This is a genomic window from Corynebacterium lujinxingii, from assembly GCF_014490555.1.
In the GTDB taxonomy this organism is placed as follows: domain Bacteria; phylum Actinomycetota; class Actinomycetes; order Mycobacteriales; family Mycobacteriaceae; genus Corynebacterium; species Corynebacterium lujinxingii.
Map to the genome: position 1 here is coordinate 829,094 of NZ_CP061032.1, position 21,421 is coordinate 850,514.

Here is a 21,421-nt window from a genome sequence, read left to right on the forward strand (position 1 = left end):
GGCTCACCGCTACCACGTTCCCGCACGACTTCCGGCCAGTCGGGAGACGAATATCGCCTGCTCGGCGGGGTGTTCTCCGGTGGGAAATCTCAGCGCGACATGCGCAGTTCATCGACGAGTAACCGGGCGATGCGGCCGATCGCGGCGTCCGCGGCCGCGAGGTTCGGGCCGCTGCGGGCTGAACGGGTGATCACGGCGACGACGATGGGTGCCTCCTCGTCGACGGCCACCACGGAAACCTCGCCGCGCACGGGGCCGATCGTCCCGGTCTTGCCGTGGAAGCGCACGCCCCCGGCGGGGAAGCCGGAGGGGATCCGGTGGCCCCACACCTGCTGCCCGAGCACGGTCCGGGCGAAGGCACGGGAGACCCCGGTGAGATCCGGGCCCGTCCAGATCCAGTCCAGCAGGCGGCACAGCTGGCGTGGGGTGCTCACCGAGCGGTAGGTGGCCGGATCCTGGTGGACCCGGGGGTAGGAGACCAGCAGCCGGATCGCCTCGCTGGCCGCGGAGCCGTCCTCTGGAAGGGCCGGGAGTTCGGACTCGGTGGTGCCCGGGGCGACGATCGTGGTGTCCTCGAGATTCGCCAGGGAGACGACCTCCCCGACCAGGCCCGGTGGGAGACGCCGCTGCAGCACCCGGGCGGCGATGCTGTCGGAGAGCACCACCATCTGACGCACCAGATCCCGCAGGCTCATCGTCACGGGATCGGCGAACAGCCCCACTCCCGGGGTCCCGACCGGGCCGTCATCCGTGCTGAGCGTCACCGCGTCGAGCGGATTCAGCAGCCCGCGGTCCACGGCTAGGCAGAAGGCGGCCAGGAGGTGGACCTTGTACATCGACGAGATGCTGGTCTGACTGTCGGCGCCGACCCCGACGCCGGCCGCCTCTTCGCCGACCGGGTGCGCCCAGCACCAACCGTCACAGCCCGCGGCGACCAATTCGGTGCCGATCCGGGCCCGCAGGCTCCTGGTCATCCGGTCTCTCCCAGACGCCCGAGGGAGCGCCGCAGGGCACGGTCCACGACGTCGCGCAGATCCCGCTTTCCGACGGCCCCGCCCCGTTGCGGCGGCACCACACACCGCAGCCGCAGGTGGAAGGCCGTCGGCATCGGGAACGCGGGCAGGCCCCCGAGTTGATCGGGGGTGAGCAGCACCATCGCGCCTCCGGCACCGAGCCGCGCGGCCAGGGCCGTCCGGTCCGGCCACAGCTCGGTCTCCGGGTGCAAGCCGATGGTGAAGAAGGCGTCGGCCAGGCGTCCGGCGGCCGCCGGGCTGACGGCGGCGGTGTTGTCCAGCAGGGTGTGTCCCCGCAACGCCGCCCAGGTCGCGGGCTTTTCGGCGGGCCCGGCGAGCAGCCGGGGAACCTCGTGCAGCTGCCCGCGAGACAACTCACCCGTCGGCGCCGGGTCCTCGATGACGGCACAGTCCAGACGGCCCTCGCCCACCCGGGTGACCAGCTGCGACACCTCGGCCGTGTGCACACTGACCCGGCCGACGTCCCGCAACGCGGAGGTGAGGTCGAAGGCGATGCCCGGCGGCACCGAGGGGGCCAGCCCCACGCGTACCTCGGCCCCGGCGTCGGTGATGGCGTGGGCCATGCTCTGCAGTTCCGTGGCGTCCCGGACCAGAATCCGGGCCTGCGGGAGCAGGGACCGGCCGGCCTCGGTGAGGGTGGCACCGGTGGCGGAGCGGCGGATCAGGTCGAGGCCGAGATTCGACTCCAGACGTTTCAGCCCCTGGGACACGGGGGACTGGGTCAGCCTCAGCCGCTCCGCGGCACCGGTGACGCTGCCCTCCTCGGCCACGGCGACGAAGTACTCCCAGTGCCGGAGGGAATTCGGTCGAGTTGTCATGTGCCCCGAGCCTAGTGGAGGGGACTCTGACGAGCTGAGCGAGGTACGGGGAACAAGGGCTCACCGGGCCTGTCGTGCAGCGGATTGCCGTGGTGGGTCCAATTCAGGCGAAGATGCGTATGACAGCCGAACCGGCACCGTCCCGGGCCAGGGGAGAGACCCCTTTTCCCACGGCACCAGAACTGATCTGTGCGAGGGGGAATCGGCGAACTTCAGCTACCTGACCGCCACCCTGGATGCGTCCATCCGTGGAGCGGGACCCGCGGTCGGGGAGTGGCCGGGCAGAATCCACCGGGTGGAACCCCGGTCCCCTTCGAGGACGACCCCGACCTGACGGACAAGCGGTTTACGGGCAGTGGAGGAGATCCTCGACTGAGAGCCGCACGCCCGAGGTGGTCCGGGAGATGCGGGGCAATCCGGAAGAACTCGAACGGCTCGGCATTGAGGCGAGCAACGAACGACAACGCGGCGGGAAACCACAGGTTTCTCGCCGCGTTCGGCCTGGTTCAGACCAACTACCGGTCAGCCGCGCAGCGTCTTGAGCGCCTCCGACCAGGCGGTGACCTGGTTGAACACATCGGTGAGAGCGCCGGTGGCGCCTTCGGTCGGGGTGAACTTCGACATGTCCTCGAAGTCGGAGCTGAAGGGCAGGAACACCTGGGCGCGGACGTCGGCCATCTGCAGTTCCGCGGCGATCAGCCGCCACGCCTCCACGGAGCGGGTGCCGCCGGCGCTGCCGTAGCTGACGAAGCCGATGGCCTTGTTGTTCCACTCCGCGTACAGGAGGTCCACGGCGTTCTTCAGTGCGGCGGGCACGGAGTGGTTGTACTCCGGGGTGACGAAGACGAAGCCGTCGTAGGAGGCGATCTTCTCGGCCCAGGCCTTGGTGTGATCCTTCGAGTACTGGCCCATGGCCGGGGGCATGGGCTCATCCAGCAGGGGCAGGTTCTGGTCGGGCGATGTCCACGAGCTCGAACTCGGCGCCGCCGTGCTGCTGCGCGTGCTCGTGCACCCATTCGGCGACCTGGGGTGCCAGGCGGTTGGGGCGGGTGCTGCCGACGATGATGGCGATGCGGGTCATGGTTTTACCTCCGAATAGTGGTGGTGGTGACATTCCCGTCTCCCACGCTAGCTGTACTTCCCCGTGACGTTGTGAACGCGTTGCAGGGGGAGTTAACCCTCCGATAGCAGTGTGAGCCCGGTTGCAATTGTAATCGTGGATGAACCCCGCATACGCTGCGGGGTTATTTTTTCAACCATTTCACACGCCAATTTGCTGCGAATCACTTGTGCAGTTTTACGGTGCAGTGGTGCGGTGCTTTTACTGGCGTTTCTGCTGCGCAACTCACTGCACTATGTAGTGTCTGTGACATTTCATTAACACGTAGGTTGCACTGTGTATTGGGCACCCATTTCATCGACACGTTTACTGCGCAATCAAATGCCCTGTCACTTTAATGACATGTGAATTGGGCAGTGAAGTGGTTTGTCATCCTATTGACACCTTTACTGCGCAACAGGATGACAACGACATTCTGCAGGTCTGTGTGCTGGCATGTTTGCTGTGCAGCACATGCGCCGTCGTACACACCGACGCGCTGCGCAATATCTCCGCCACTTAACCGGCCAATTCGCTGCGCAACGTAGTGACACTTGGCCCCGCTTAGCCGAGATTTCTTCGATTTTCGCCGAATCTCAGCGGTTTCATACCGCAGATGACCGACGACGCCGACGGCGCCCTGTACGGCCCGCAGACGGGCGTGCAGAGCGCATGGTGAGCTGCTAAAGCTCCATACCGCCGTCACGATCACGCTGCTGTTGCTGCTGGCGGCGCTTCTCGATACGCTCGCGCGCACGTTGCTGCGCCCCGCCCTTCTTGCCTGAGGTCTGCGACTGCTTGAACAGCGTGTAGCGCTCAAGCAGCTCCGGGCTGCGATGCAGTTCTTGCACCAGGAACTTCTTGTCCAGATGCTCCAACTGCTGTCCTGACTTCACCGCTTCTTCGATGATGATGGCTGCTTCATCTTCGGCGTCCGTGTGCGCGTTGCGGCGGATCTGATCAGCCTCATCGCGGGCATCCGTGCGCGTTACTGCAGCGTCGCGCGTGGCCTCGTCGCGGATGCTTGTGGCCTCATCTCGTGCTTCGCTGCGGATCGTCTCAGCGTCGCGCTCAGCCTGCTTACGGGCCTCGTCGGCTTGGCGTGTGATCGACTCCGCTTCGCTGCGGGCTGCGGCTGTAATCTCGCCCGCCTTGGCCTGTGCAGTCTCTTCGGCTCGTTCGAGCAGCTCGTCTGCTTGCGCTTCGGCAAGGCCCATGGTCTGCTCGGCTTCTTGCTTGGCCTTCTCGCGCGCGTCACTGCGGATCTGCTCGGCTTCTTGCTCTGCCTTCTCACGTGCCTCGTTGAGCACACGCTCGGCAACAGCGCGAGCCTGTTCTTCGGCGTGCTGCAACACACCTTGCGCTTTTTCGTTGGCAGCTTTTGCCTGTTCAAGTTCTTTTGCTGTTTGCTCGCGGTCACGATCAATTGCGTCCATATCGCGCTGCACGGATCGCTTCTTGACTTCCACATCATCCTCGCGCTTGGCGAGGTCGCGCTCCCGGTCTTGTTGTTCTGCGTAGCGTCCGAGGTTCAACGACTCGTCATGCCGCTCGGAGACTTCCAGTTCCACCGGATAGCCCAGCGAGTGCATGTGTTCGCGCAGGCCCCGTTGCGCGTCGATGAACTTCTGGTTACCCGAGATCTGCTTGCCCTTCTTCGGGCCGGATGTGTACCGCACTGAGGTGTCAGTGTTGTACGCGATGCCGGGGCGGCAACGGAGCTTGTCGGGATCTTCGGGCTTCGGTGAGAACGTATCCGCCTGGAACTGGATGTGTGGCGTTGATTCGTCGAAGTTCATATCACCGCCAGCGACTGCGTCGATACCGCCGGGAATGAAGTTCTCGGCGAGCCAACGCATTGACTCTTCGGGGTACATCATTGCTTCTTCGTAGTCGCGGGCTGCATAGCGCGGACGTTTCACTTCGCGCCCGTCCACCTCACTGGTGTAGTAGTCGGGGATCTCCTTGCACATCGACTTCGGCAGATACACGACGAACAGCGACGTCTCGAAACTGTTCTTCTGCACGCGCACTCCGTCCATCCGAGGCGTCTACGGCCGCCACAGGGCCGTACAGCCGCTGCCACAAAGATGAACCAATCGAGTCGCGGCGCTACACATTTGCATCAACAGCTGCCGCTGGATCTGCTGCGAGCGGGCGCTCGCGAAACACACGTCGCTGGCGGTGTCTGTTACATGCGCTTGCGCGCATATGGCCGCCGCGAACGTGATACGTCTGCACCGATAGTGTGCTTGTAGCACGGGCCGATATGGAGTGTGTTACTCAGCCCGTGTCGTTGACCCCCGCAGCAGCATCAACACCGCCTTGCGGCGGATGGCTCGCTGCGGGATGTTCACCACCCTGCAATGACCGCCTAGCGGCGGTGCCAGAGTGCAGGGTGTGGCTGTGCGCACCACGTTAACGATGTCGGTCTTGCCGTTCGGTTCGACGCCGTGGCACGTTCGCAAGCTCACGTTGCACACGGCGTGCGCGATGACGCGGGAAGACGCCGCAAGCGGCGTTTCCACCCGTCATCGGCCCTTACTTTAAGACCGACATACAACGACTGACGCCGTATGTGGTGCGCACAGCGTGGCGACCTGCAGATTTTGTGTAGGCACCATGTGCGCTTCGCGCATCAACGGGCCGTTTCGGGTAAGGGTCGAAGACCGCATAAAGACCCGAAACACGCAGGTCGCAGCCCCCTTCTGTGTCAAAACCCCTATATGTTTGTCGTTATAGGGGTAGAAGGGGGAAAAGGGCATAAGGGGGTGCGACGCCTCCGCTGCGCTCCGGCGCTCGGCATAGCCGAGGCACTGCACCGGGTATTACTACTCGCTGGCGCTCGCATAACCCGGTGCCCGGCGCTGGCGCGCCGCCCCTCATAGCCCCAGACTCAGACCTCGCTCGCTCGGTCTGGCTGGGTCTACCTTTCCCTCCGCTGCGCTCCGGTCAAGGTGCCCAATAGTGCAGCTGGCGCTGCACCTTGTGTGATGACCCATGCTTTACGTCACGACACTGCCGGCAATCCGATATATCTTGTCGATATACAGTCGGATATGCCAGCATCTGTGTGTCGTGTTTGGGTCATCACGAAACGCTCCATCACGGGGACCTGACCCCTGTTTGGTAGACACCTCTGATTCCGGCCATGTTGGGTCGGGGAAAGGTAATCTACCTCCATGCCTAGGAAGGTTTATTCGGATCAGTTCAAGCGCGACGCGGTCGCGATGTACGAGAACGATCCAAATCTCTCGCTCAAGGCCGCAGCTGAGGACTTAGGGATCTACCGCACCACGCTTCGCACGTGGGTCGACAAGTACGGCACCGGCACCAAGACCCAGAGTCCACCGGTTTCACGTGCTGATCGTGCCAAACAACTCACGGATGCCGAAAAGGTACGCCAGCTGCAGCGGGAAAACGCCAGGTTAAAAGAAGAACGCGATATTCTGCGCAAGGCGGCCAAATATTTCATGGAAGAGACAAACTGGTGATCCGCTTTCGGTTTGTCGATGACCACCGCACCGAGTACTCGGTCAAGCGGATGTGCACCGTCCTTGGGCTCAATCGCAGCTCTTACTACAAATGGAAGACCAGCAGCGCCCAGCGGCACCGCCGACTGATTGACGACGCCATCTTAGGGGCGAAGGTCAAGGCGGTCTTCGATGACAAAGACCAGCTCTACGGCGCTAAACGCATCGCGGCAGAGCTGACGCATAACGACGCCTACAACGACAACGGGCCGGTCAACCATAAGCGCATCGCCCGGATCATGAAGAAGCTTCGTCTGCGTGGCTACACCAAAAAACGCAAGATCACCACCACCCGGCGTGGCCCACATCGCGTGGTGTTTGCTGACCTGGTCAAGCGGGACTTTACAGCCCCAGCTGCAAATAGGGTGCTGGTTGGCGATATCACCTATCTGCCGATCGCGGACGGGTCGAATATGTATTTAGCTTCGGTGATTGACTGCTATTCCCGGATGCTTGTCGGCTTTGCTATCGCCGACCACATGCGCACCGAACTTGTCGAGGAAGCGCTCGAGCATGCGCACCACACCCGCGGGAGTCTTACCGGGGCGATCTTTCATTCAGACCACGGAAGTGTGTACGCCTCATCGCAGTTTCAGGCCACCTGCCGCAGGCTCAACGTCACCCAGTCGATGGGCGCAGTGGGCACCAGTGCCGATAACTCACTGGCGGAGTCGTTTAACGCCACCCTGAAACGAGAAGTCCTCAAAGACAAGAAAGTCTTTGCCAACCAGCTCGTCTGCCGGCGAGATGTCTTCGCGTGGTGCGCGCGCTACAACACCAGCCGAAGACACTCCTGGTGCAAGTATCTCACCCCCACAGAGTACGAAGCGCTCGCCGCGTAATAACGCGCTAGAGTAAGCCCCATAATTTCACCACCCCATGGTGTCTACTTTCCGGGGGCCGGGCCCCGGCAAGCGTGCCGTGATGAACATCAACGTTTCTACCGACGCGGCATGATGCGGCATGCGCCGCATACCATCTGCCGTCGCGGTTGCATCTTCAGCAGCACAGCTGCTGAAATCTGCTCTGTCCACGCTGCTGTCTTTGCTGCACCCACGGCCCCGTCTTCGGCATATTTCAAGTCCACACAAGACTATGCCGGCCAGAACCGCGCATAACAGCAGCGCGACATACCGCCAGCCATGTGGCGGATGATCCAGGCGACGGGGCAGACGTGTATATGCCCCGTCGCCGATACCGGCGCAAGCATCGTGACAGTGTCACGTGTAGCGGTGCCGCAGCCACCCGCACACACGCGAAAACCCCGCCCTTGCGAGCGGGGTGTGTGGCGACATCAAACGTGACGGCTGTACGTCGTCACGCCGCGTGGCCGTACACACATGAGGTGATTGCGTGTACGGCTAAAGGGTTAGTCGGGTACAACTTCTAGATGCCGCTTCGGCTTACTGCCCTCGGTGCTCTCAGGCGTGTCGCCGTCACCGTTCTCAGGTGTATCGCTGTCCCCTTCGGTGCTGGCGGACTTGTCACCGTCCCCTTCGGTGCTGGCGGACTTGTCACCGTCGAGATTCACCTCGAACTCTTCGGCATACTTGCGCAACTGCGCAAGGCGCTCCTTTGTCGCTTTGTGTGCACGGCGCGCCTCGTTCACGGTATCTTTTGCTTGCTGCTCATCGCGCAGCGCTGCTGCGTAATCGTCTCTGAAAGACATGGTTTGTTCTCCTTGGTTGAATGAACTGTTTATTTGGACTCGGGGCACGACGGTGGAGCGCGCGTGTGTAGTAGCACGGCCATCACCCATCAGCCCTCGCACTCAGTTCAAGACCCAGCCTGACTAGCTGAGCTAAGCGGCGGGATCTCGTCGTAGGCGGGTTTGTCCGCATTAGTGCTTCACACCGCCCAGCACCGTGACGAGCTGCTGGCGCTGCTCATCTGTCAGTTGGGGCGCTGCATTCACGACGGCATCGACGAAGCCGTCGAATAGCTGCGGGGCAGGGCGGCGTGCGGCCGCGAGGTAGGCGTCGAGATCGTCTTGGCGAATCCGATAGGCGGTGCCGAAACGGTGGAATGAAAGACGGCCCTCTTTAATAGCTTTTCGCAACGTGGACTCGGAGCCGACGCCGAGATCGGCGAGTTCCTGCAGCGTGTAAAAGCGTGGCGCGACGGCGGTAGTCGTGTCCTTTTCGGACATAGAAAAACGCTCCTGGGCAGATTGATCTGTCCCGGAGCGGGGTGCTTTACCGGCTTGCTATTCAGGCGGCTTGGAGTGCCGTGCTCAACTCGCTAGAACGGTGGTCTGCCGTCCCATCGCTTTACGGGAGCGCTTACTCCCTACCTGACCGCTTTTGTGGTTGGCAATGCCGTTGCCGACCGGTCTATCTCGTCGGAGGAACCGCGCCTATCACGGTCGAGAGGCTGTCTCTTTATGAATTATCCTCGGGGTTATCCCCCGTATGCGGCTGGCTAAACCAAAAACGAATTAAAACGCCACATACGGTCTGGGGGCCATCGTACGGAACTTATGCGTCGCGCACAATAGCCTGCGACCTAATCTTTACGAATCGAACCGAGCACGTTTCTACACGCCACGTGGCACGGCTGGGGTGTTGTGGTGGGGCAGCTGTTGTGTGGCGGCATGGTGACACGCAAGGGGCGCGCCTTTTTGTGACCTGTGACACGTCTATAGTGTGCTCGTTTCGTAGTTTTGACCTCGTTTCGTAATTTGCCGATCAAAATACGAAAAAATTACGAAACGCTCTACCTGCGGTTTCGTAGAACTACGAAAATCGGAAAACCAAATTACGAAACACGCGATAACGCTGTGACCTGCACAGACACGTCACATTTCGGGGATGTTTCGTAATTTTGCGGCATTTCGACCCAAACCTTTTAAGGGAGAGACACAGACACACATTACGGGCACATGTCTACGACATAGACCGTCCTCATTGAGGGCACGCTGCAGGGGTTGTAGCTATGTGACACGGCCGGGATGCTGCGTCACGGTGACACGCAAGGGGCGCGCCTTTTTATGACCTGAGACACGTCTGTAGCGCGCTCGTTTCGTAGTTTTGACCTCGTTTCGTAATTTGCCGATCAAAATACGAAAAAATTACGAAACGCTCTACCTGCGGTTTCGTGATTTCCGCAAACGAAAAGAACAAAACTACGAAACACGCGATAACGCTGTGACCTGCATAGACACGTCACATTTCGGGGATGTTTCGTAATTTTGCGGTATTTCGACCCAAACCTTTTAAGAGAGAGACACAGACACGCATTGCAGGCACATGTCTACGACACAGAGCGTCCTCGTTGAGGGCACGCTGCAGGGGTTGCAGCTATGTGACACGGCCGGGATACTGCCACGCTGCAACACGTCCGTGGCGCGCCGTTGTGTGACACGCAACACAGGTGTTGTGTGTTCGTTTCGTAGTTTTGACCTCGTTTCGTAATTTGCCGATCAAAATACGAAAAAATTACGAAACGCTCTACCTGCGGTTTCGTGATTTCCGCAAACGAAAAGAACAAAACTACGAAACACGCGATAACGCTGTGACCTGCATAGACACGTCACATTTCGGCGGTGTTTCGTAATTTTGCGGTATTTCGACCCAAACCTTTTAAGAGAGAGACACAGACACGCATTGCAGGCACATGTCTACGACACAGAGCGTCCTCGTTGAGGGCACGCTGCAGGGGTTGCAGCTATGTGACACGGGACACAATCGCAATCAAGGTGTCTCTTCTTATTTAGATTTTCTTCAAAAAGTGGAAAAATTACGAAACGAAAACCATTTACGCTGCTCAACGTATGTTTTTGTGTTTCGTAGTTTTGTTCTTTTCGTTTACGAGATTACGAAATGACCCGCAAATACCTACCGTGACCTGCGGTGATGTGTTTCGTATTTTTCTGCGTAATTTCACGTCGCCCGAAGCAGACACCCTGCCGTGTGCTTGCTGCAGGGCTGCGGCCGTCCCTCCATGTGGAGCGTCAGTGTCGATGCTGTAACTTAAACGTACATACATTTGTGGCGCTCTCGTTACGTGTCTGTGCATTGCCGAGCTCTTTACTGTTGTGTGTGGGCGCGCAGCCGTAGTGTCCGTGCCACTCCGAGTAGGGCGCGTCGTACCCCAAACCCATGTTCAATTAAATTCCAATCCAGAGAGGTCTTGCACTGTTGCGGTGCGGTTGTCTTCTTTCTCACCGTATTGGACCCTGCGAAATTAATTGGATACGATAGGCCCATGTTGATTTCAGGTTCCGTTTTCATGCGGCCGCTCACCAGCCGCTAAGGCGGTTTTCTCCCTCCCGCAGGTTAGAAACCGCTCCGGTCCTTTAGCCGGGCGGCCATTTGCCATGCCCGGCTCCGTTTCAACTCCACGGAGCACACCTGATGTCTACATACGGATACGGCCGTCACGAACATGGCCAAAATTTTCTCACAGACCACAAGATCATCAACTCCATCGTCGATCTTGTAAAACAAACCTCCGGCCCCATCATTGAGATCGGGCCAGGAAGCGGTGCCCTCACTCACCCGATATCCCACTTGGGGAGGGCAATAACGGCAGTTGAGGTAGACGCAAAACTAGCTGCCAAACTCACAAAAAAGACCGCCTCGGCGTCGGTCGAAGTGGTCCATGATGATTTCCTCAACTTCCCGTTACCCGCCACTCCCTGCGTCATTGTGGGAAACATTCCCTTTCACCTCACCACTGCCATTCTTCGAAAGTTGTTGCATGCGCCGGCATGGACTGCCGCTGTACTCCTCATGCAGTGGGAAGTCGCTCGCCGCCGGGCCGGGGTAGGTGCAAGCACGATGATGACAGCTCAGTGGTCCCCATGGTTCACGTTTCACCTTGGTTCCCGAGTACCAAGGTCTGCTTTCCGGCCACAGCCAAACGTTGACGGGGGGATCTTAGTGATCCGCCGGGTGGGTGACCCGAAGATCCCGATAGAGCAACGCAAAGCCTTTCAGGCGATGGTGCACACCGTTTTCACCGCCCGGGGACGCGGGATAGGGGAAATTCTCCGAAGGGCAGGGTTGTTTTCATCACGTTCAGAGACACAATCATGGTTGCGCTCGCGAGGAATCGACCCCGCAACCCTACCTCCCAGATTGCACACCAGCGACTGGATCGATCTCTTCCAGGTGACTGGTTCCTCTTCACCGCGCCATCGGCCCATTTCACAATCGGGAAGTAGTCAACGCCCTCCTCAACGGAAAAATCGAGGCCGGCGGCGGTAATCCCCCCACCACCAAAACCGAAATCCACCAGTAGTAGTGAACGACCCATGTTCGTCTACCGTGAGCCGCGTTATGGCAGTGACGTGTTCTCGTCGGGCACAGTCATAGTTCCCGGCGTTGCCAGCGACAGGGTTCTACACCCAGCAGCGGGACCGATCAAAATCACCCGCACGGGGAACGACCCTGCTGGTGGTTTCGATTTTGATGAAAGCGAGGAGACATAGCCCCTCGCCAACTCCCCGTAGCTGGCGAACAGTAGCTCCTGGCGCTGGCGCTCGTTGGTGATTTTGCGTGCCACATCGAAAGCCTTATCGACTTCCCGGTCCAAGTTGTTGTGGGCCTTGAGCAGAATTGGGTCCATCGATAACGGGTTGTAGTGCTCCGCGAGTGACCGCTGGGGGTGCCGCTCGCGTGCCCGCAGCACCAACTGTCCAGCGTCGATGATTCGCTGCTGCGCCTTCTCATCTAGTTCACACAGAGCTGGTCCGCAGTTGTAGCTCCCGATGTACTCCGAAAAACGGAAAAAATAAATAGTGGGGATACATCAACCTTCCACTTTCCATTCTTCCGGCTCAGAGTATTGAGGGGTCTGGGACCGGGTCCGTAAACCCTTTATGTTTTTCGCGCACAGCGGTTCTTAGCGACGCACCCTATAGGTTTTCCGCAGAACCTATATGTGTTTCTGTGCACCCCCATATGTTGTCTGTTTCTAGCGGTATTTCGTTGTACTTTGCGCATCGAATAGTTATTTATCGACGACACTCCGTCGAGTTCAAATTTAACGTGTAGTGCTTAACCTCTGCGAGGAACTCTTTGATCCCGGGACGTGATGAGGACTGGGGCTATTGTGCTCCCCCGAACGCTACGGCCCGGGGGCACGAGGCTGTGTCGCAGGTGCAAGCGAGAGGACCAGGAGCGAAACACAGACCGCTGAGTCGACGCAGTCACGGTAAAGACGGAGCCGTCTAGGCGGTGCTCGAGGTTGTGCGAGACACAGTGACGCTGGGCGTCGGTAAGCGATGCGCATTCGGCGACATTGATGGAAAGCCGAGTTTTGCCGCCCGTCGTGTTGACGCCCTGGCTGCCTGGAGTCGACGATTCCGCGAAACGCTCCGCGAGATCGGCGGCGGCGATGACCGCACCGTCGGGGATCCCCGGGCTATGGTCAGGTCGTTCATGCCGCCGAGCCTAGGTGCCCACAACCCTTTCTCGTCTCGGCGGAAGCGGAGACCGCGTCGCGACGGCCGGGATCCAGCCTCAGTATTATCCTCGTCACCGGTTGATCCGAACGCTTTTTGCTCCTCCTTCTCCCGTCGGGCTCCGATTTCAGCGCCCTTCGCAGGTGACAGTGATCGCTTGATCCGCTCGAACTACCGGTTCCGATCAGCGGTCGAAAGATTTTCGCAGCAGCCGGATCTGCGGCGTCGGTGCCGCCGCCGTAGCCTGACGAGCATCCCCGCCATGACGGCCATCACGACGACGGTCCCGGCACCGATGATCCAGGGATTACCGAGGAGCCCACCGACGCCTGCGAGTGCTCCGCCCGCCGCGATGAACGGCAGGCCGCAGCAGAGCAGCGACGGAAGCGCACAGCATGCCAGCAAGAGCAGCCCGGTCCCTGCAGCGACGACGGGACCGGCGCGCCGTTCGTCGCGGTCCTGATCGGCGCTCATCGTCTGCTTCAGGATGAGATCTCCCCGATTGCCTGCGTTGCCGTTCATGCGCAGCACGACAGCAGCGACGGGTCGGTGGTGAAGGCCTTCGCGGCGATCCGGATGCCCTCGGCCATGGTCAGGTAGGGGGCCCAGGCGTTGGCGACCTCGGCGACGGTCCTGCCGAGCACGTGGACGCCTGCGGCGGCGAGCTCCCCGGCGTCCTTGGCGACGGCGGTCAGGCCGAGGATCTCTTTCGTCTCGGCGTTCACGACGATCTTGATGAACCCGCGGGTGTCGCGGTTCACCAAGGCGCGGGGCACGTGGTGCAGGGGCAGGACGCGGCAGTCGCAGCGGATCCCCGCGGCGAGGACGTCCTTCTCGGTCATCCCGACCGCGCCGATCGCGGGCTCGGTGAACGTCACCCGCGGCAGGCGGGCGTAGTCGACGGACCGGTCGGCGTCGGCGAACGCGTTCTCGGCGACGAGGGTGCCGTGGTGGGCGGCGACGTAGACGAACTCGGGGTGCCCGGTCACGTCGCCCGCGGCCCAGACCCGCGGGTTCGAGGACTGCAGCCGGTCGGAGACGACCACCTCGCCGGAGTCTCCGGTATTCACCCCGACCGCATCGAGGTTCAGGCCATCGGTGACGGGACGGCGTCCGAGGGCGACCAGGACCTGGTCGGCGCGGAACTCCTGCGAGCCGCCGGACAAGGCGGCGGTCACGACGGCCTCGCCTCCCGTGCCGCGGGAGACCCGGGTGGGCACTGCGCGGCTGACGACGCGGATACCCTCGTCGGCGAACACCTCCTGGAGCGCCTTCGACACCTCCGGCTCCTCCTTCGAGGCGAGCCGGGACCGCACGAGCAGCGTGACCTGCGAGCCGAGTCGGGCGAACAGCTGCGCCTGCTCCAGGGCGACGTAGCCGCCGCCGAGCACCAGCAGCGACTCGGGGACCTCCGTCAGCTCCATCGCCGTGGTCGAGGTCAGGTATCCGGTCTCCTTCAGGCCGTCAATCGGCGGTGCCCACGGGCGAGAACCAGTCGCGACTAGGTAGTGGTGGGCCTCGATGGTCTCGACGCTTCCGTCGGCTCCGGCAACATCGAGAACCGGCGCATCAGGGGTGCCCACGAACGAGGCGTCGCCGCGGAGGACCTGCCAGCCGTAGGAGTCGGCGACGTCGGCGTACTTCTCGCCGCGCAGCGACTCCACTAACGCTTGCTTCCCAGCGATCAGCGCGGGCATGTCGACGGGATCCGCGGTCGTCGCGATCCCGGGGAACCGGGTTGCGGCGTCGACGGCGACGTGCCGCGCGCCGGCCGCGGCGATGAGCGCCTTCGACGGGACGCAGCCCGTGTTCACGCAGGTGCCGCCGAGCGTCCCGCGCTCGATCATCACCACCGACTTCCCGAGCGTGCTGGCGCGGATCGCAGCGGCGAACGCGCCGCCTCCCGATCCGATGATGGCGAGATCGTACTTCGTAGGCATCGCTGCTCCTGTCAACTCTTGGCTTTCTGCTCTGTCTCAGCCATACTGGACCTTCCAGTGCAGGGGAAGGTCAAGCGCGGCCACGGAGGGAGACAGCAATGCGGATCGGAGAACTCGCCGAGAGGGCGGGCACTACCGCGAAGACCCTTCGCTTCTACGAGGAACAGGGCCTTCTGCCCCCGCCCGAGCGCACGCCGTCCGGATACCGCGACTACGCGCCCGAGACGGTCGCTCGGATCGACTTCGTCCACCGCGGCCAGGCCGCGGGCCTCACCCTCGCCCAGATCCACCAGATCCTCGACATCCGCGACGGCGGCCATGCGCCCTGCGAGCACGTGCGCGACCTGCTTGACGTGCGCCTCGCTGAGATCGAGCAGCAGATCGCGCAGCTCTCCGTGCTGCGCGACACTATCGCAGACCTCAGACAGGACGCCGCGCACCCGGACCCTGAAACGTGCAGCACCGATCAAGTGTGTAGGTACTTGTAGACGACGGGAGTCAATGACTCAAACGCTACAACCCCGATATGCGCTAGCGCATGTCGATGCCGCCGGTGCCCACCTCGATATTTTTGGTGGTGGCCGCGACAGCACACAGCAGCGGCATCGGGGCGGAGGCCTGCAGCGCGAAGTGGTGGACTCGGAAGCACGCGTTGTTCACGCCGATTTCGTCCGCAGCCTGGGTGATCTCCAGACGAGTCTTGGCGATCTTTTCCGCAGATGGCCCGCACTAGCTGCCGAAGGCGTAATGCCCGAAGCTTAAGAAGCCGAACGCTTTCATTGGATAACACTCCTTTTGATGGTGTTAACGAGAGGGGGTAACTTTGCGACGACGTACCGTCGAGTTCAAATTTAACGTGTAGCGTTATTGACGCTTTGCGTTATGGGGGATAGGGTGAAGCATGATCCAGTCGTTCGCTGACAGGGATACTGAGCGTCTGTGGAATCGAGAGCGGGTTCGCTCGATCGATTCCCGCATTCACTCAGTAGCGCTGCGCAAGCTTCGCCAGCTTGGGTACGCGCAGACTCTTGATGAGTTACGGATTCCCCCGGGAAACCGGCTCGAGGCGTTGAATGGTGATCGGCGGGGTCAGTTCAGCATTCGAATCAACGACCAGTGGCGGATCTGTTTTCGGTGGTCCGCCGCGGGGCCAGAGGAGGTTGAGATCGTTGACTACCACTGACAAGCTCCCTCCGGTTCACCCCGGTGAGATCCTCATGGAGGACTTTCTCAAGGAAATGGGGATCACCCAGCACAAGCTCGCCGTCTCCATCGGCGTACCGCCACGCCGGATCAACGAAATCGTTCACGGTAAGCGCGCTGTAACCGCTGACACGGCCCTTCGCTTGGCTAAGTTCTTCGGAATGAGCCCCCAGTTCTGGCTCGGGTTGCAAACCCAGTACGACCTGGATGTGGCGGAAGGCAAAATCCTCGCCGAGATCGAGCGGATTCAGCCGGTTCACGCTGTCTCGGCGTAGCGGTTACCCGAACCAGGTCGTCAGCGTGAGGATATGCACGCGGATGGTTCGAACTAGGGAATTTGGGGCCGCCGTCGCGTGGACTTGAGTTCCGAGCGCCGCTTTTTCGCTTCGAGACGGCGTCGCACCGAGCTCCGCGTCGGCTTGGTCCTGCGTCGCGGGGGAGGAGGCGGAGCGAGCGCCTCGCGCAAGAGGGCGGCCATGCGTTCGCGTGCCTCGGCGCGGTTGCGTACCTGCAATCACTGGGTCGATGCGGTAACGGTAAGGACGGTGCCGTCTAGGCGGTGCTCGTGGTTGTGGAGGACGCGGCGACGCGGGGCGTCGGAAAGCGATGAGCGCGTAGCGATATCGACGGAAAGCTGCACTTTGCTGTCCGTAGTATTGACGCCTTGGCCGCCTGGACCCGACGACTTCGCGAACCGCTCCGTCAGGTCGGCGGCGACGATGACCAGACCGCCGGGGATCCCTGGGCCAGGCGCGATGGTCAGGTCGTTCATACCGCCCAGCTTAGTTAGAGTTGTTTCCGGATCAGACCCGCCGTGCGAGATCAGGGTAGTGTACGACCACTCCGTCACCGTCGACCTTCAACTCGACGTCGACTCCCCGTGTTCCGCTTTCGTATCGGACAGTTTCAGCATCGACGGAGCTGTAGTACTGGTCTGATGCGATCACCTGGAGGGACGGTATATCAATCCAAGCCATGATCAGCTGCGTTTTCGGAACCTGAGTCTCAAGCAGCGTCAAGCGACGAATAGATAGTGTGTTGGTGAGAAGGCACAGACCGAGATCGCAATCGAGTGCGGCTTTCATGTCGGCTGACTGGACGATACCGGGGATGGTGCGAAAAGGCAGGTAGCTTTCGACTGAAACTCGGTTGAATTCAAGTTCAACGTGTAGTGACTTCAACCCCACATGGTATACCTGATTGACTACTCGCTGAGCGCTCAGTAATCTAGCCTTGTGGATGACCGCACCAAACGACGTGTAGAACTTGAGTTAACGCAAGAGGAAGCGGCTCGAAAAGCTGGGGTTTCTCTCGCGACTTGGCGACGCTGGGAGTTAGACCCAGACTCGGTAAGCGCGAAAACTCGAGTCGCATGCGAGGGTGTCCTCGAAGCTACTTCGGAATTCGAGCGAACGCTCTCCAAATCATATGAGGCTTTCGCTGGCTCATGGAAAGATTCGTCCATGCTCACGCCGAGACAGGCGTACGCAATTAGTCTACAGCTGGATCTTTGGGCCGACACAGATATCGCGGAGTGGTTGCGGGATCCAAGTGAGCCGCTCCACGATGTTTCGCCGTTCGACCACTTCGATCTTCGTGTCATGATGCACGTGGGGGAGAATCGAGCTTGGGCAGAAGGAGTCCGGCAACGGTGTTACGTCATTTCTGAGGATATTCAGTCCGGAACGCTTCCGTTTGACCATCCAGGACCCCTGATCGATGAGATTTTGATCGGAGCGGCTCTCGATGGCGCGCAGGGTCTTCTGGAGGATATGCCTGAACTTTTCGCTAAAATCCCGTCCCGAGATGGCATTTTTGATGATGAACATTTCGAAATTGGGGACGATGATTGGGACGTAGTAGCTGAAGGTTTTCGGGATGCCTGCGGATCGGATGATTGGGAAATTCCACTTTGGAAATGGCACCCGCTACTTCCGTGGGTTTTGACTCGACGCCCGCCATTTACTTGGTTCGATTTGGGCGGGACCTCCGAGTAGTCCATCAGCAGAGTTGATTGATCTGTTTGCCCCGAATCGAATGCATGGTCCGAGGAGTCGGTGGGCAAGCTATTGGTGATATTAGCAACGAAATGCATGGGGGTTCATCTCCGTGGCTAATCAAGCAAACTACGATACTGCTTACGCGCCTTCATTGAGTGGATGATGGCTTCAGTACCGTCATCCCAGAGGAGAACGACAATCTCCAGCAACCGCATAGAGGAATCAAATCCGAGCCGAAGTTCACGCTGCGGGTTATCCTCGTCGAGTGGCGCTTTGTATACACATCCGGAAGTGGCTGCAGTGAGCGAGGATTCCGGTTCGATACCGTGCTTTTCAGCGCTACGGCGGACCTCGATCTCAAATGGCATTTTTTAGAGCCTTGCGGATTGCCTGCGATCGCGACAACCCGTGTGAGGCGGCATACTGGTCGAGATGAAAGGCTTCGCTAGGGGAGAGGCGGATGGAAACAACTTGCGCGGCTTCCTCATCCCGTGGTTTTCGCCCGCGTTTCCGTAGCTTCTCCACGTCGTAGCCTTCTTCGGCTTCGGCTACCCATGCGTCAATCTGCTCTTCGCTAATCGGCTTGCCGTTTATCGTCTTCATGCAAGATATCGTAATACGGAATTGCAGTCGCTACTGTGGCCTAAAAGGTGGCCGAATACTTAAAACCGGTCGAGTTCAAATTTAACGTGTAGGGGCTGAGCTAGGGAATCTGGGGGCGTTTGCGCGTCGACTTCAGCTCCGAGCGCCGCTTCTTCGCTTCGAGACGGCGCCGCATCGAACTCCGAGTCGGCTTCGTCTTGCGACGCGGCGGAGGCGGCGGGGCAAGCGCCTCGCGCAGCAGGGCGGCCATGCGCTCGCGGGCTTCGGCGCGGTTGTGGATCTGCGACCGTTGGGTCGACGCAGCCACGGTGAGGACGGTGCCGTCTAGGCGATGCTCGAGGTTGCGTAAGATGCGGCGGCGTTGGGCGTCGGAAAGCGATGCGCACGCGGCGATATCGATGGAAAGCTGCACCTTGCTATCGGTGGTGTTGACGCCCTGGCCACCGGGCCCCGATGATCTTGCGAACCGCTCCCTCAGGTCGGCGGCCGCGATAACCACGCCGCCGGGGATCCCCGGGCCGGGCGCGATGGTCAGGTCGTTCATGTCGCCCACCCTACGTCCGAGCTAAAAATCGCGATATATCTCGCGGCGATGGCCGATGGAAAGCACCTCGATTGTGATTGTGCCGTCGTTGATGAGAGCGAGGATTCGGTACGCACCGACGCGGTAACGCCACTCGCCGGGCCGATTCGCGGTGAGCCCTTTCCCAAATGCTCGTGGGTTGGTGCAACCTTCCAAGTTGTCTTTGATCCAGGAGGCGATGATCCGCGCGTCGAATCGGTCCATCTTCTTCAACTGCTTGCGGGCGCGGGCCGTGAATTCGACCTTGTACTCTCCTGCCGCTGCGTTCATTGGAAGTTGCTACTGGTCGAGGTCGGCCAAGATTTCGTCGAGACTGTAGCGCTTGCCGGTGTCGTGAGCGATTGCGTCGCGAAGCTCCTGTAAATCGTGCGCGTCCTCAATCTTCTCCATGATCGCATTGCGGGCGAAGTCGGAAAGAGTTACGCCCTCGAAGCGCGCGTACTTGCGCACTAGCTCGGCGTCATTGTCATCCATCCGGATTGTCATCGTTGCCATGGGTACCCCCTTTCATCAAACTGAATACAGTGTATTCAGCGGGTGACTGGTGTGCAACGGTCAATCGAGCGCCCGACGCCTCCGCCTCCACTGGCACGCATGAAAACATCGCTGTACGTTTCTTTCCCCGGCAACGCCCGCGAGGCGCTTGAGTTCTACCACGATGTGTTCGGCGGCGAGCTGGACATCATCACCTGCGGTGAGCAGCTTGGCCGCGGCGCGCAATTCCCGTTCGACCCGCCTCGCGACGTGGTCGCGCACGGCACCCTGACCGGCCCGTTCACGTTTGGCGGTGGCGACGACCTCCCTCGATCGTGGCGTGTTTGGCTTCACCGCCGAGGTGGAGTCGGCAGAAGAGGGCGAGCAGCTGCCGTTCGTCAAGGCGCCGTGGGGCGCGCACTTCGGTGTCGTGGAGGACAAGTTCGGTCTGGTCTGGAACATCACCACTGGCGACGGAAGGTAGGGGCGGAGCTCGTCGTCAAGCAACTGCGTCACCGGCCCGGCAACACCACTGTCGGGTACTTGCGCACGTAGCCCACGGCGATGACGACGAGCGCCGCGATCGCGCCGATGACGGTCTCCGCAGTGCGGGCCAGCAGCATTGGACCGACTGGGGCGGCGTCGACGGTTTGCACCATCAGGAGTGCGGTCGGGGTGATGAAGCTGGCGGCGATGGTGTAATTGCGGGTCACGTACATCTCGGTCAGGTACTGCAGGATCACAATCCACACGACGATCTGCCAGCCCTCCATCGGGTGCGACAGTAAAAAGCCCGCCACAGCGATGCCGGTCAGGGTGCCCAGCACACGCTCGATGGCGCGGTAGTACTGCACCTTGAAACGCGAGTTCACTAAGGGGGCGACGGCGGCGACCATCGCCCAGTACGAGTGGGAGAGCGGGTCCACCAGTGTCACCGAGATTAGGCCGAGAATGCCGGCGAGTAGTGGGGCGAAGAAGAAGCGGCGGGCTTCGACGCGGAGTCGTCGCCAAGCAACGCGTCCGGCGTCCGGTGCACGGGTGGGGTGCTCAGGAGTTTGCGCGTCGCCGCCCGGACCCTCGCCGATGAGGTGGGAAAATAGGCCCAGCACCAGGCAAAGCAGGGCGGCGCTGCCGGCGATAGCGAAGGCAATTGCCGGATGGACGGGGTTGTTCAGGGAGCCGACCGCCGCGACAGAAAAAACCACAAATACGGAACCGGTGGGCTTCATGTCGTTGGCCAGGGCCACAGTCGCCCACGTCGAGGACACGAGACAGGTCGCGACCATGAGCAACCACGGGCTCAAATCGAGCCAGGCAATCGTTGCGCCGAGCGTGACCGAGAGCGTCAGCGCGCACCCGGCAAGCACGTGGTGCTTCAGCCGCACTTGGCGGGTCATGTGGCGGCCGTAGACCCCGGTGAACGCGCCGAAGTTGGCGTAGATCGCGAGGTCGAGCCGCCCCAGGGCCAGCAGGGTAAACATCGGGATCGCGACGCCGAGGGCGACTCGGAACGCCGGGATGTGGTCACGCCGGGCCGGGCCCATCTCAAACAGCGGGCTGAAATGGTGCAACCGTGAACCTCCCGAATGCGCTCGTGAAATATCCGGCGGAGAGTCTAGCGCGGCATCGGCAGCAACGTAGCGTGGCTGATGGCCTGCACATATCAACCAACAGGCATACTATGGTGCGGTCCTAACAGCCGAAACTCAAAGACAAGGAGCATGC

Annotated in this window: 22 protein-coding genes and 3 pseudogenes; 6 read left to right on the forward strand and 19 right to left on the reverse strand. The window is 60.8% G+C overall.

The features are described from left to right. Positions 1 to 89: 89 nt before the first annotated feature. From IAU68_RS04165 to IAU68_RS04180, 4 genes and pseudogenes are all read right to left on the reverse strand, one after another. Positions 90 to 974, reverse strand: coding sequence for a serine hydrolase (locus IAU68_RS04165; RefSeq protein ID WP_070421284.1), 885 nt, complete (start codon positions 972 to 974; stop codon positions 90 to 92). Then, a complete protein-coding gene (locus IAU68_RS04170) occupies positions 971 to 1,852 on the reverse strand; it encodes a LysR family transcriptional regulator (RefSeq protein WP_070421285.1) in 882 nt (293 codons plus the stop codon). The genes IAU68_RS04165 and IAU68_RS04170 overlap by 4 nt, the downstream gene beginning before the upstream one ends. Before the next feature lie 522 nt (positions 1,853 to 2,374). Next, positions 2,375 to 2,933: pseudogene (locus IAU68_RS04175) on the reverse strand (NADPH-dependent FMN reductase). 701 nt (positions 2,934 to 3,634) lie between these two features. Beyond that, positions 3,635 to 4,978: a coiled-coil domain-containing protein gene (locus tag IAU68_RS04180; protein WP_231699088.1), complete on the reverse strand. Its 1,344-nt coding sequence runs from the start codon at positions 4,976 to 4,978 to the stop codon at positions 3,635 to 3,637. 1,155 nt (positions 4,979 to 6,133) lie between these two features. Here IAU68_RS04180 and IAU68_RS04185 point away from each other — a divergent pair. Continuing rightward, a protein-coding gene (locus IAU68_RS04185) for an IS3 family transposase (protein ID WP_171193586.1) occupies positions 6,134 to 7,326 on the forward strand; the annotation gives its coding sequence in 2 pieces (ribosomal slippage) (positions 6,134 to 6,422 and positions 6,422 to 7,326; 1,194 coding nt in all). Between the two features lie 527 nt (positions 7,327 to 7,853). On the opposite strand, the gene IAU68_RS04190 is transcribed toward IAU68_RS04185, so the two are convergent. Both IAU68_RS04190 and IAU68_RS04195 read right to left on the reverse strand, forming a co-directional pair. After that, positions 7,854 to 8,153, reverse strand: a complete 300-nt coding sequence (locus IAU68_RS04190; protein WP_024058949.1) for a hypothetical protein — start codon at positions 8,151 to 8,153, stop codon at positions 7,854 to 7,856. Positions 8,154 to 8,324: 171 nt separating this feature from the next. Continuing rightward, positions 8,325 to 8,633: a helix-turn-helix domain-containing protein gene (locus IAU68_RS04195; protein ID WP_024058948.1), complete on the reverse strand. Its 309-nt coding sequence runs from the start codon at positions 8,631 to 8,633 to the stop codon at positions 8,325 to 8,327. Between the two features lie 2,206 nt (positions 8,634 to 10,839). Here IAU68_RS04195 and erm point away from each other — a divergent pair. After that, positions 10,840 to 11,694: a 23S ribosomal RNA methyltransferase Erm gene (erm, locus tag IAU68_RS04200; protein ID WP_016456425.1), complete on the forward strand. Its 855-nt coding sequence runs from the start codon at positions 10,840 to 10,842 to the stop codon at positions 11,692 to 11,694. A gap of 70 nt (positions 11,695 to 11,764) precedes the next feature. Here erm and IAU68_RS11575 read toward each other — a convergent pair whose 3' ends face one another. The 3 genes from IAU68_RS11575 to merA all read right to left on the reverse strand — a co-directional run bounded on the left by IAU68_RS11575 (position 11,765) and on the right by merA (position 14,833). Further along, positions 11,765 to 12,235 carry a type IIL restriction-modification enzyme MmeI gene (locus IAU68_RS11575; protein WP_456264008.1) on the reverse strand — a complete coding sequence of 157 codons (471 nt, stop codon included), beginning with the start codon at positions 12,233 to 12,235 and terminating at the stop codon, positions 11,765 to 11,767. 829 nt (positions 12,236 to 13,064) lie between these two features. Continuing rightward, on the reverse strand, positions 13,065 to 13,415 hold the full coding sequence (locus IAU68_RS04205; RefSeq protein ID WP_171193585.1) for a hypothetical protein: 351 nt from the start codon (positions 13,413 to 13,415) through the stop codon (positions 13,065 to 13,067). After that, positions 13,412 to 14,833: a mercury(II) reductase gene (gene merA, locus IAU68_RS04210; protein WP_171193584.1), complete on the reverse strand. Its 1,422-nt coding sequence runs from the start codon at positions 14,831 to 14,833 to the stop codon at positions 13,412 to 13,414. The genes IAU68_RS04205 and merA overlap by 4 nt, the downstream gene beginning before the upstream one ends. Before the next feature lie 98 nt (positions 14,834 to 14,931). Here merA and IAU68_RS04215 point away from each other — a divergent pair, with 98 nt between their 5' ends. Further along, a complete protein-coding gene (locus IAU68_RS04215; RefSeq protein ID WP_070491030.1) occupies positions 14,932 to 15,321 on the forward strand; it encodes a heavy metal-responsive transcriptional regulator in 390 nt (129 codons plus the stop codon). Between the two features lie 46 nt (positions 15,322 to 15,367). On the opposite strand, the pseudogene IAU68_RS04220 reads toward IAU68_RS04215, so the two are convergent. Next, positions 15,368 to 15,613 (reverse strand): annotated as a pseudogene (locus tag IAU68_RS04220) (LLM class flavin-dependent oxidoreductase); the annotation flags it as partial. Positions 15,614 to 15,734: 121 nt separating this feature from the next. Here IAU68_RS04220 and IAU68_RS04225 point away from each other — a divergent pair. Continuing rightward, complete coding sequence (locus IAU68_RS04225) at positions 15,735 to 16,016, forward strand: type II toxin-antitoxin system RelE/ParE family toxin (protein WP_171193583.1); 282 nt, start codon at positions 15,735 to 15,737, stop codon at positions 16,014 to 16,016. Positions 16,017 to 16,050: 34 nt separating this feature from the next. Beyond that, entirely contained in the window at positions 16,051 to 16,311 is a 261-nt protein-coding gene (locus IAU68_RS04230) for a HigA family addiction module antitoxin (protein ID WP_231699125.1), read from the forward strand. A 53-nt stretch (positions 16,312 to 16,364) separates the two neighbouring features. On the opposite strand, the pseudogene arfB (IAU68_RS11465) reads toward IAU68_RS04230, so the two are convergent. The 8 genes and pseudogenes from arfB (IAU68_RS11465) to relB form a co-directional block, all read right to left on the reverse strand. Next, positions 16,365 to 16,808: pseudogene (arfB, locus tag IAU68_RS11465) on the reverse strand (alternative ribosome rescue aminoacyl-tRNA hydrolase ArfB). 31 nt (positions 16,809 to 16,839) lie between these two features. Beyond that, the gene (locus tag IAU68_RS04240) at positions 16,840 to 17,121 is read right to left on the reverse strand and encodes a putative glycolipid-binding domain-containing protein (RefSeq protein WP_231699089.1); all 282 of its coding nucleotides are present in this window, start codon (positions 17,119 to 17,121) and stop codon (positions 16,840 to 16,842) included. A 411-nt stretch (positions 17,122 to 17,532) separates the two neighbouring features. Then, the gene (locus IAU68_RS04245; protein WP_171193580.1) at positions 17,533 to 17,961 is read right to left on the reverse strand and encodes a hypothetical protein; all 429 of its coding nucleotides are present in this window, start codon (positions 17,959 to 17,961) and stop codon (positions 17,533 to 17,535) included. 188 nt (positions 17,962 to 18,149) lie between these two features. After that, a complete protein-coding gene (locus tag IAU68_RS04250) occupies positions 18,150 to 18,404 on the reverse strand; it encodes a toxin (RefSeq protein WP_202880185.1) in 255 nt (84 codons plus the stop codon). Continuing rightward, the gene (locus tag IAU68_RS04255; protein ID WP_171193579.1) at positions 18,394 to 18,639 is read right to left on the reverse strand and encodes a ribbon-helix-helix protein, CopG family; all 246 of its coding nucleotides are present in this window, start codon (positions 18,637 to 18,639) and stop codon (positions 18,394 to 18,396) included. Before IAU68_RS04255 ends, IAU68_RS04250 begins: the two co-directional genes overlap by 11 nt. Positions 18,640 to 18,739: 100 nt before the next feature. Then, positions 18,740 to 19,183: an alternative ribosome rescue aminoacyl-tRNA hydrolase ArfB gene (gene arfB / locus IAU68_RS04260; RefSeq protein WP_171193578.1), complete on the reverse strand. Its 444-nt coding sequence runs from the start codon at positions 19,181 to 19,183 to the stop codon at positions 18,740 to 18,742. A gap of 21 nt (positions 19,184 to 19,204) precedes the next feature. Next, entirely contained in the window at positions 19,205 to 19,492 is a 288-nt protein-coding gene (locus tag IAU68_RS04265) for a type II toxin-antitoxin system RelE family toxin (RefSeq protein ID WP_171193577.1), read from the reverse strand. A 9-nt stretch (positions 19,493 to 19,501) separates the two neighbouring features. Beyond that, entirely contained in the window at positions 19,502 to 19,717 is a 216-nt protein-coding gene (gene relB / locus IAU68_RS04270) for a type II toxin-antitoxin system RelB family antitoxin (RefSeq protein ID WP_171193576.1), read from the reverse strand. Positions 19,718 to 20,009: 292 nt separating this feature from the next. Here relB and IAU68_RS11470 point away from each other — a divergent pair, with 292 nt between their 5' ends. Then, positions 20,010 to 20,180 carry a VOC family protein gene (locus IAU68_RS11470; RefSeq protein ID WP_231699090.1) on the forward strand — a complete coding sequence of 57 codons (171 nt, stop codon included), beginning with the start codon at positions 20,010 to 20,012 and terminating at the stop codon, positions 20,178 to 20,180. A gap of 28 nt (positions 20,181 to 20,208) precedes the next feature. Here the strand turns inward: IAU68_RS11470 and IAU68_RS04280 are convergent, their stop codons facing one another. Next, positions 20,209 to 21,267: an FUSC family protein gene (locus IAU68_RS04280; RefSeq protein ID WP_171193575.1), complete on the reverse strand. Its 1,059-nt coding sequence runs from the start codon at positions 21,265 to 21,267 to the stop codon at positions 20,209 to 20,211. Positions 21,268 to 21,421 lie beyond the last annotated feature (154 nt).

Bases quoted from the DNA above. Each gene is read 5' to 3' on its own strand.
- IAU68_RS04230 (WP_231699125.1), top strand. From the start codon at position 16,051: ATGGAGGACTTTCTCAAGGAAATGGGGATCACCCAGCACAAGCTCGCC.
- IAU68_RS04265 (WP_171193577.1), bottom strand. From the start codon at position 19,492: ATGAACGCAGCGGCAGGAGAGTACAAGGTCGAATTCACGGCCCGCGCC.
- IAU68_RS04250 (WP_202880185.1), bottom strand. From the start codon at position 18,404: ATGCCATTTGAGATCGAGGTCCGCCGTAGCGCTGAAAAGCACGGTATC.
- merA (WP_171193584.1), bottom strand. From the start codon at position 14,833: ATGCCTACGAAGTACGATCTCGCCATCATCGGATCGGGAGGCGGCGCG.
- IAU68_RS04215 (WP_070491030.1), top strand. From the start codon at position 14,932: ATGCGGATCGGAGAACTCGCCGAGAGGGCGGGCACTACCGCGAAGACC.
- erm (WP_016456425.1), top strand. From the start codon at position 10,840: ATGTCTACATACGGATACGGCCGTCACGAACATGGCCAAAATTTTCTC.
- IAU68_RS04190 (WP_024058949.1), bottom strand. From the start codon at position 8,153: ATGTCTTTCAGAGACGATTACGCAGCAGCGCTGCGCGATGAGCAGCAA.
- arfB (WP_171193578.1), bottom strand. From the start codon at position 19,183: ATGAACGACCTGACCATCGCGCCCGGCCCGGGGATCCCCGGCGGCGTG.
- IAU68_RS04170 (WP_070421285.1), bottom strand. From the start codon at position 1,852: ATGACAACTCGACCGAATTCCCTCCGGCACTGGGAGTACTTCGTCGCC.
- IAU68_RS04165 (WP_070421284.1), bottom strand. From the start codon at position 974: ATGACCAGGAGCCTGCGGGCCCGGATCGGCACCGAATTGGTCGCCGCG.
- relB (WP_171193576.1), bottom strand. From the start codon at position 19,717: ATGGCAACGATGACAATCCGGATGGATGACAATGACGCCGAGCTAGTG.
- IAU68_RS04240 (WP_231699089.1), bottom strand. From the start codon at position 17,121: ATGAAAGCCGCACTCGATTGCGATCTCGGTCTGTGCCTTCTCACCAAC.
- IAU68_RS04205 (WP_171193585.1), bottom strand. From the start codon at position 13,415: ATGAACGGCAACGCAGGCAATCGGGGAGATCTCATCCTGAAGCAGACG.
- IAU68_RS04195 (WP_024058948.1), bottom strand. From the start codon at position 8,633: ATGTCCGAAAAGGACACGACTACCGCCGTCGCGCCACGCTTTTACACG.
- IAU68_RS04225 (WP_171193583.1), top strand. From the start codon at position 15,735: ATGATCCAGTCGTTCGCTGACAGGGATACTGAGCGTCTGTGGAATCGA.
- IAU68_RS04255 (WP_171193579.1), bottom strand. From the start codon at position 18,639: ATGAAGACGATAAACGGCAAGCCGATTAGCGAAGAGCAGATTGACGCA.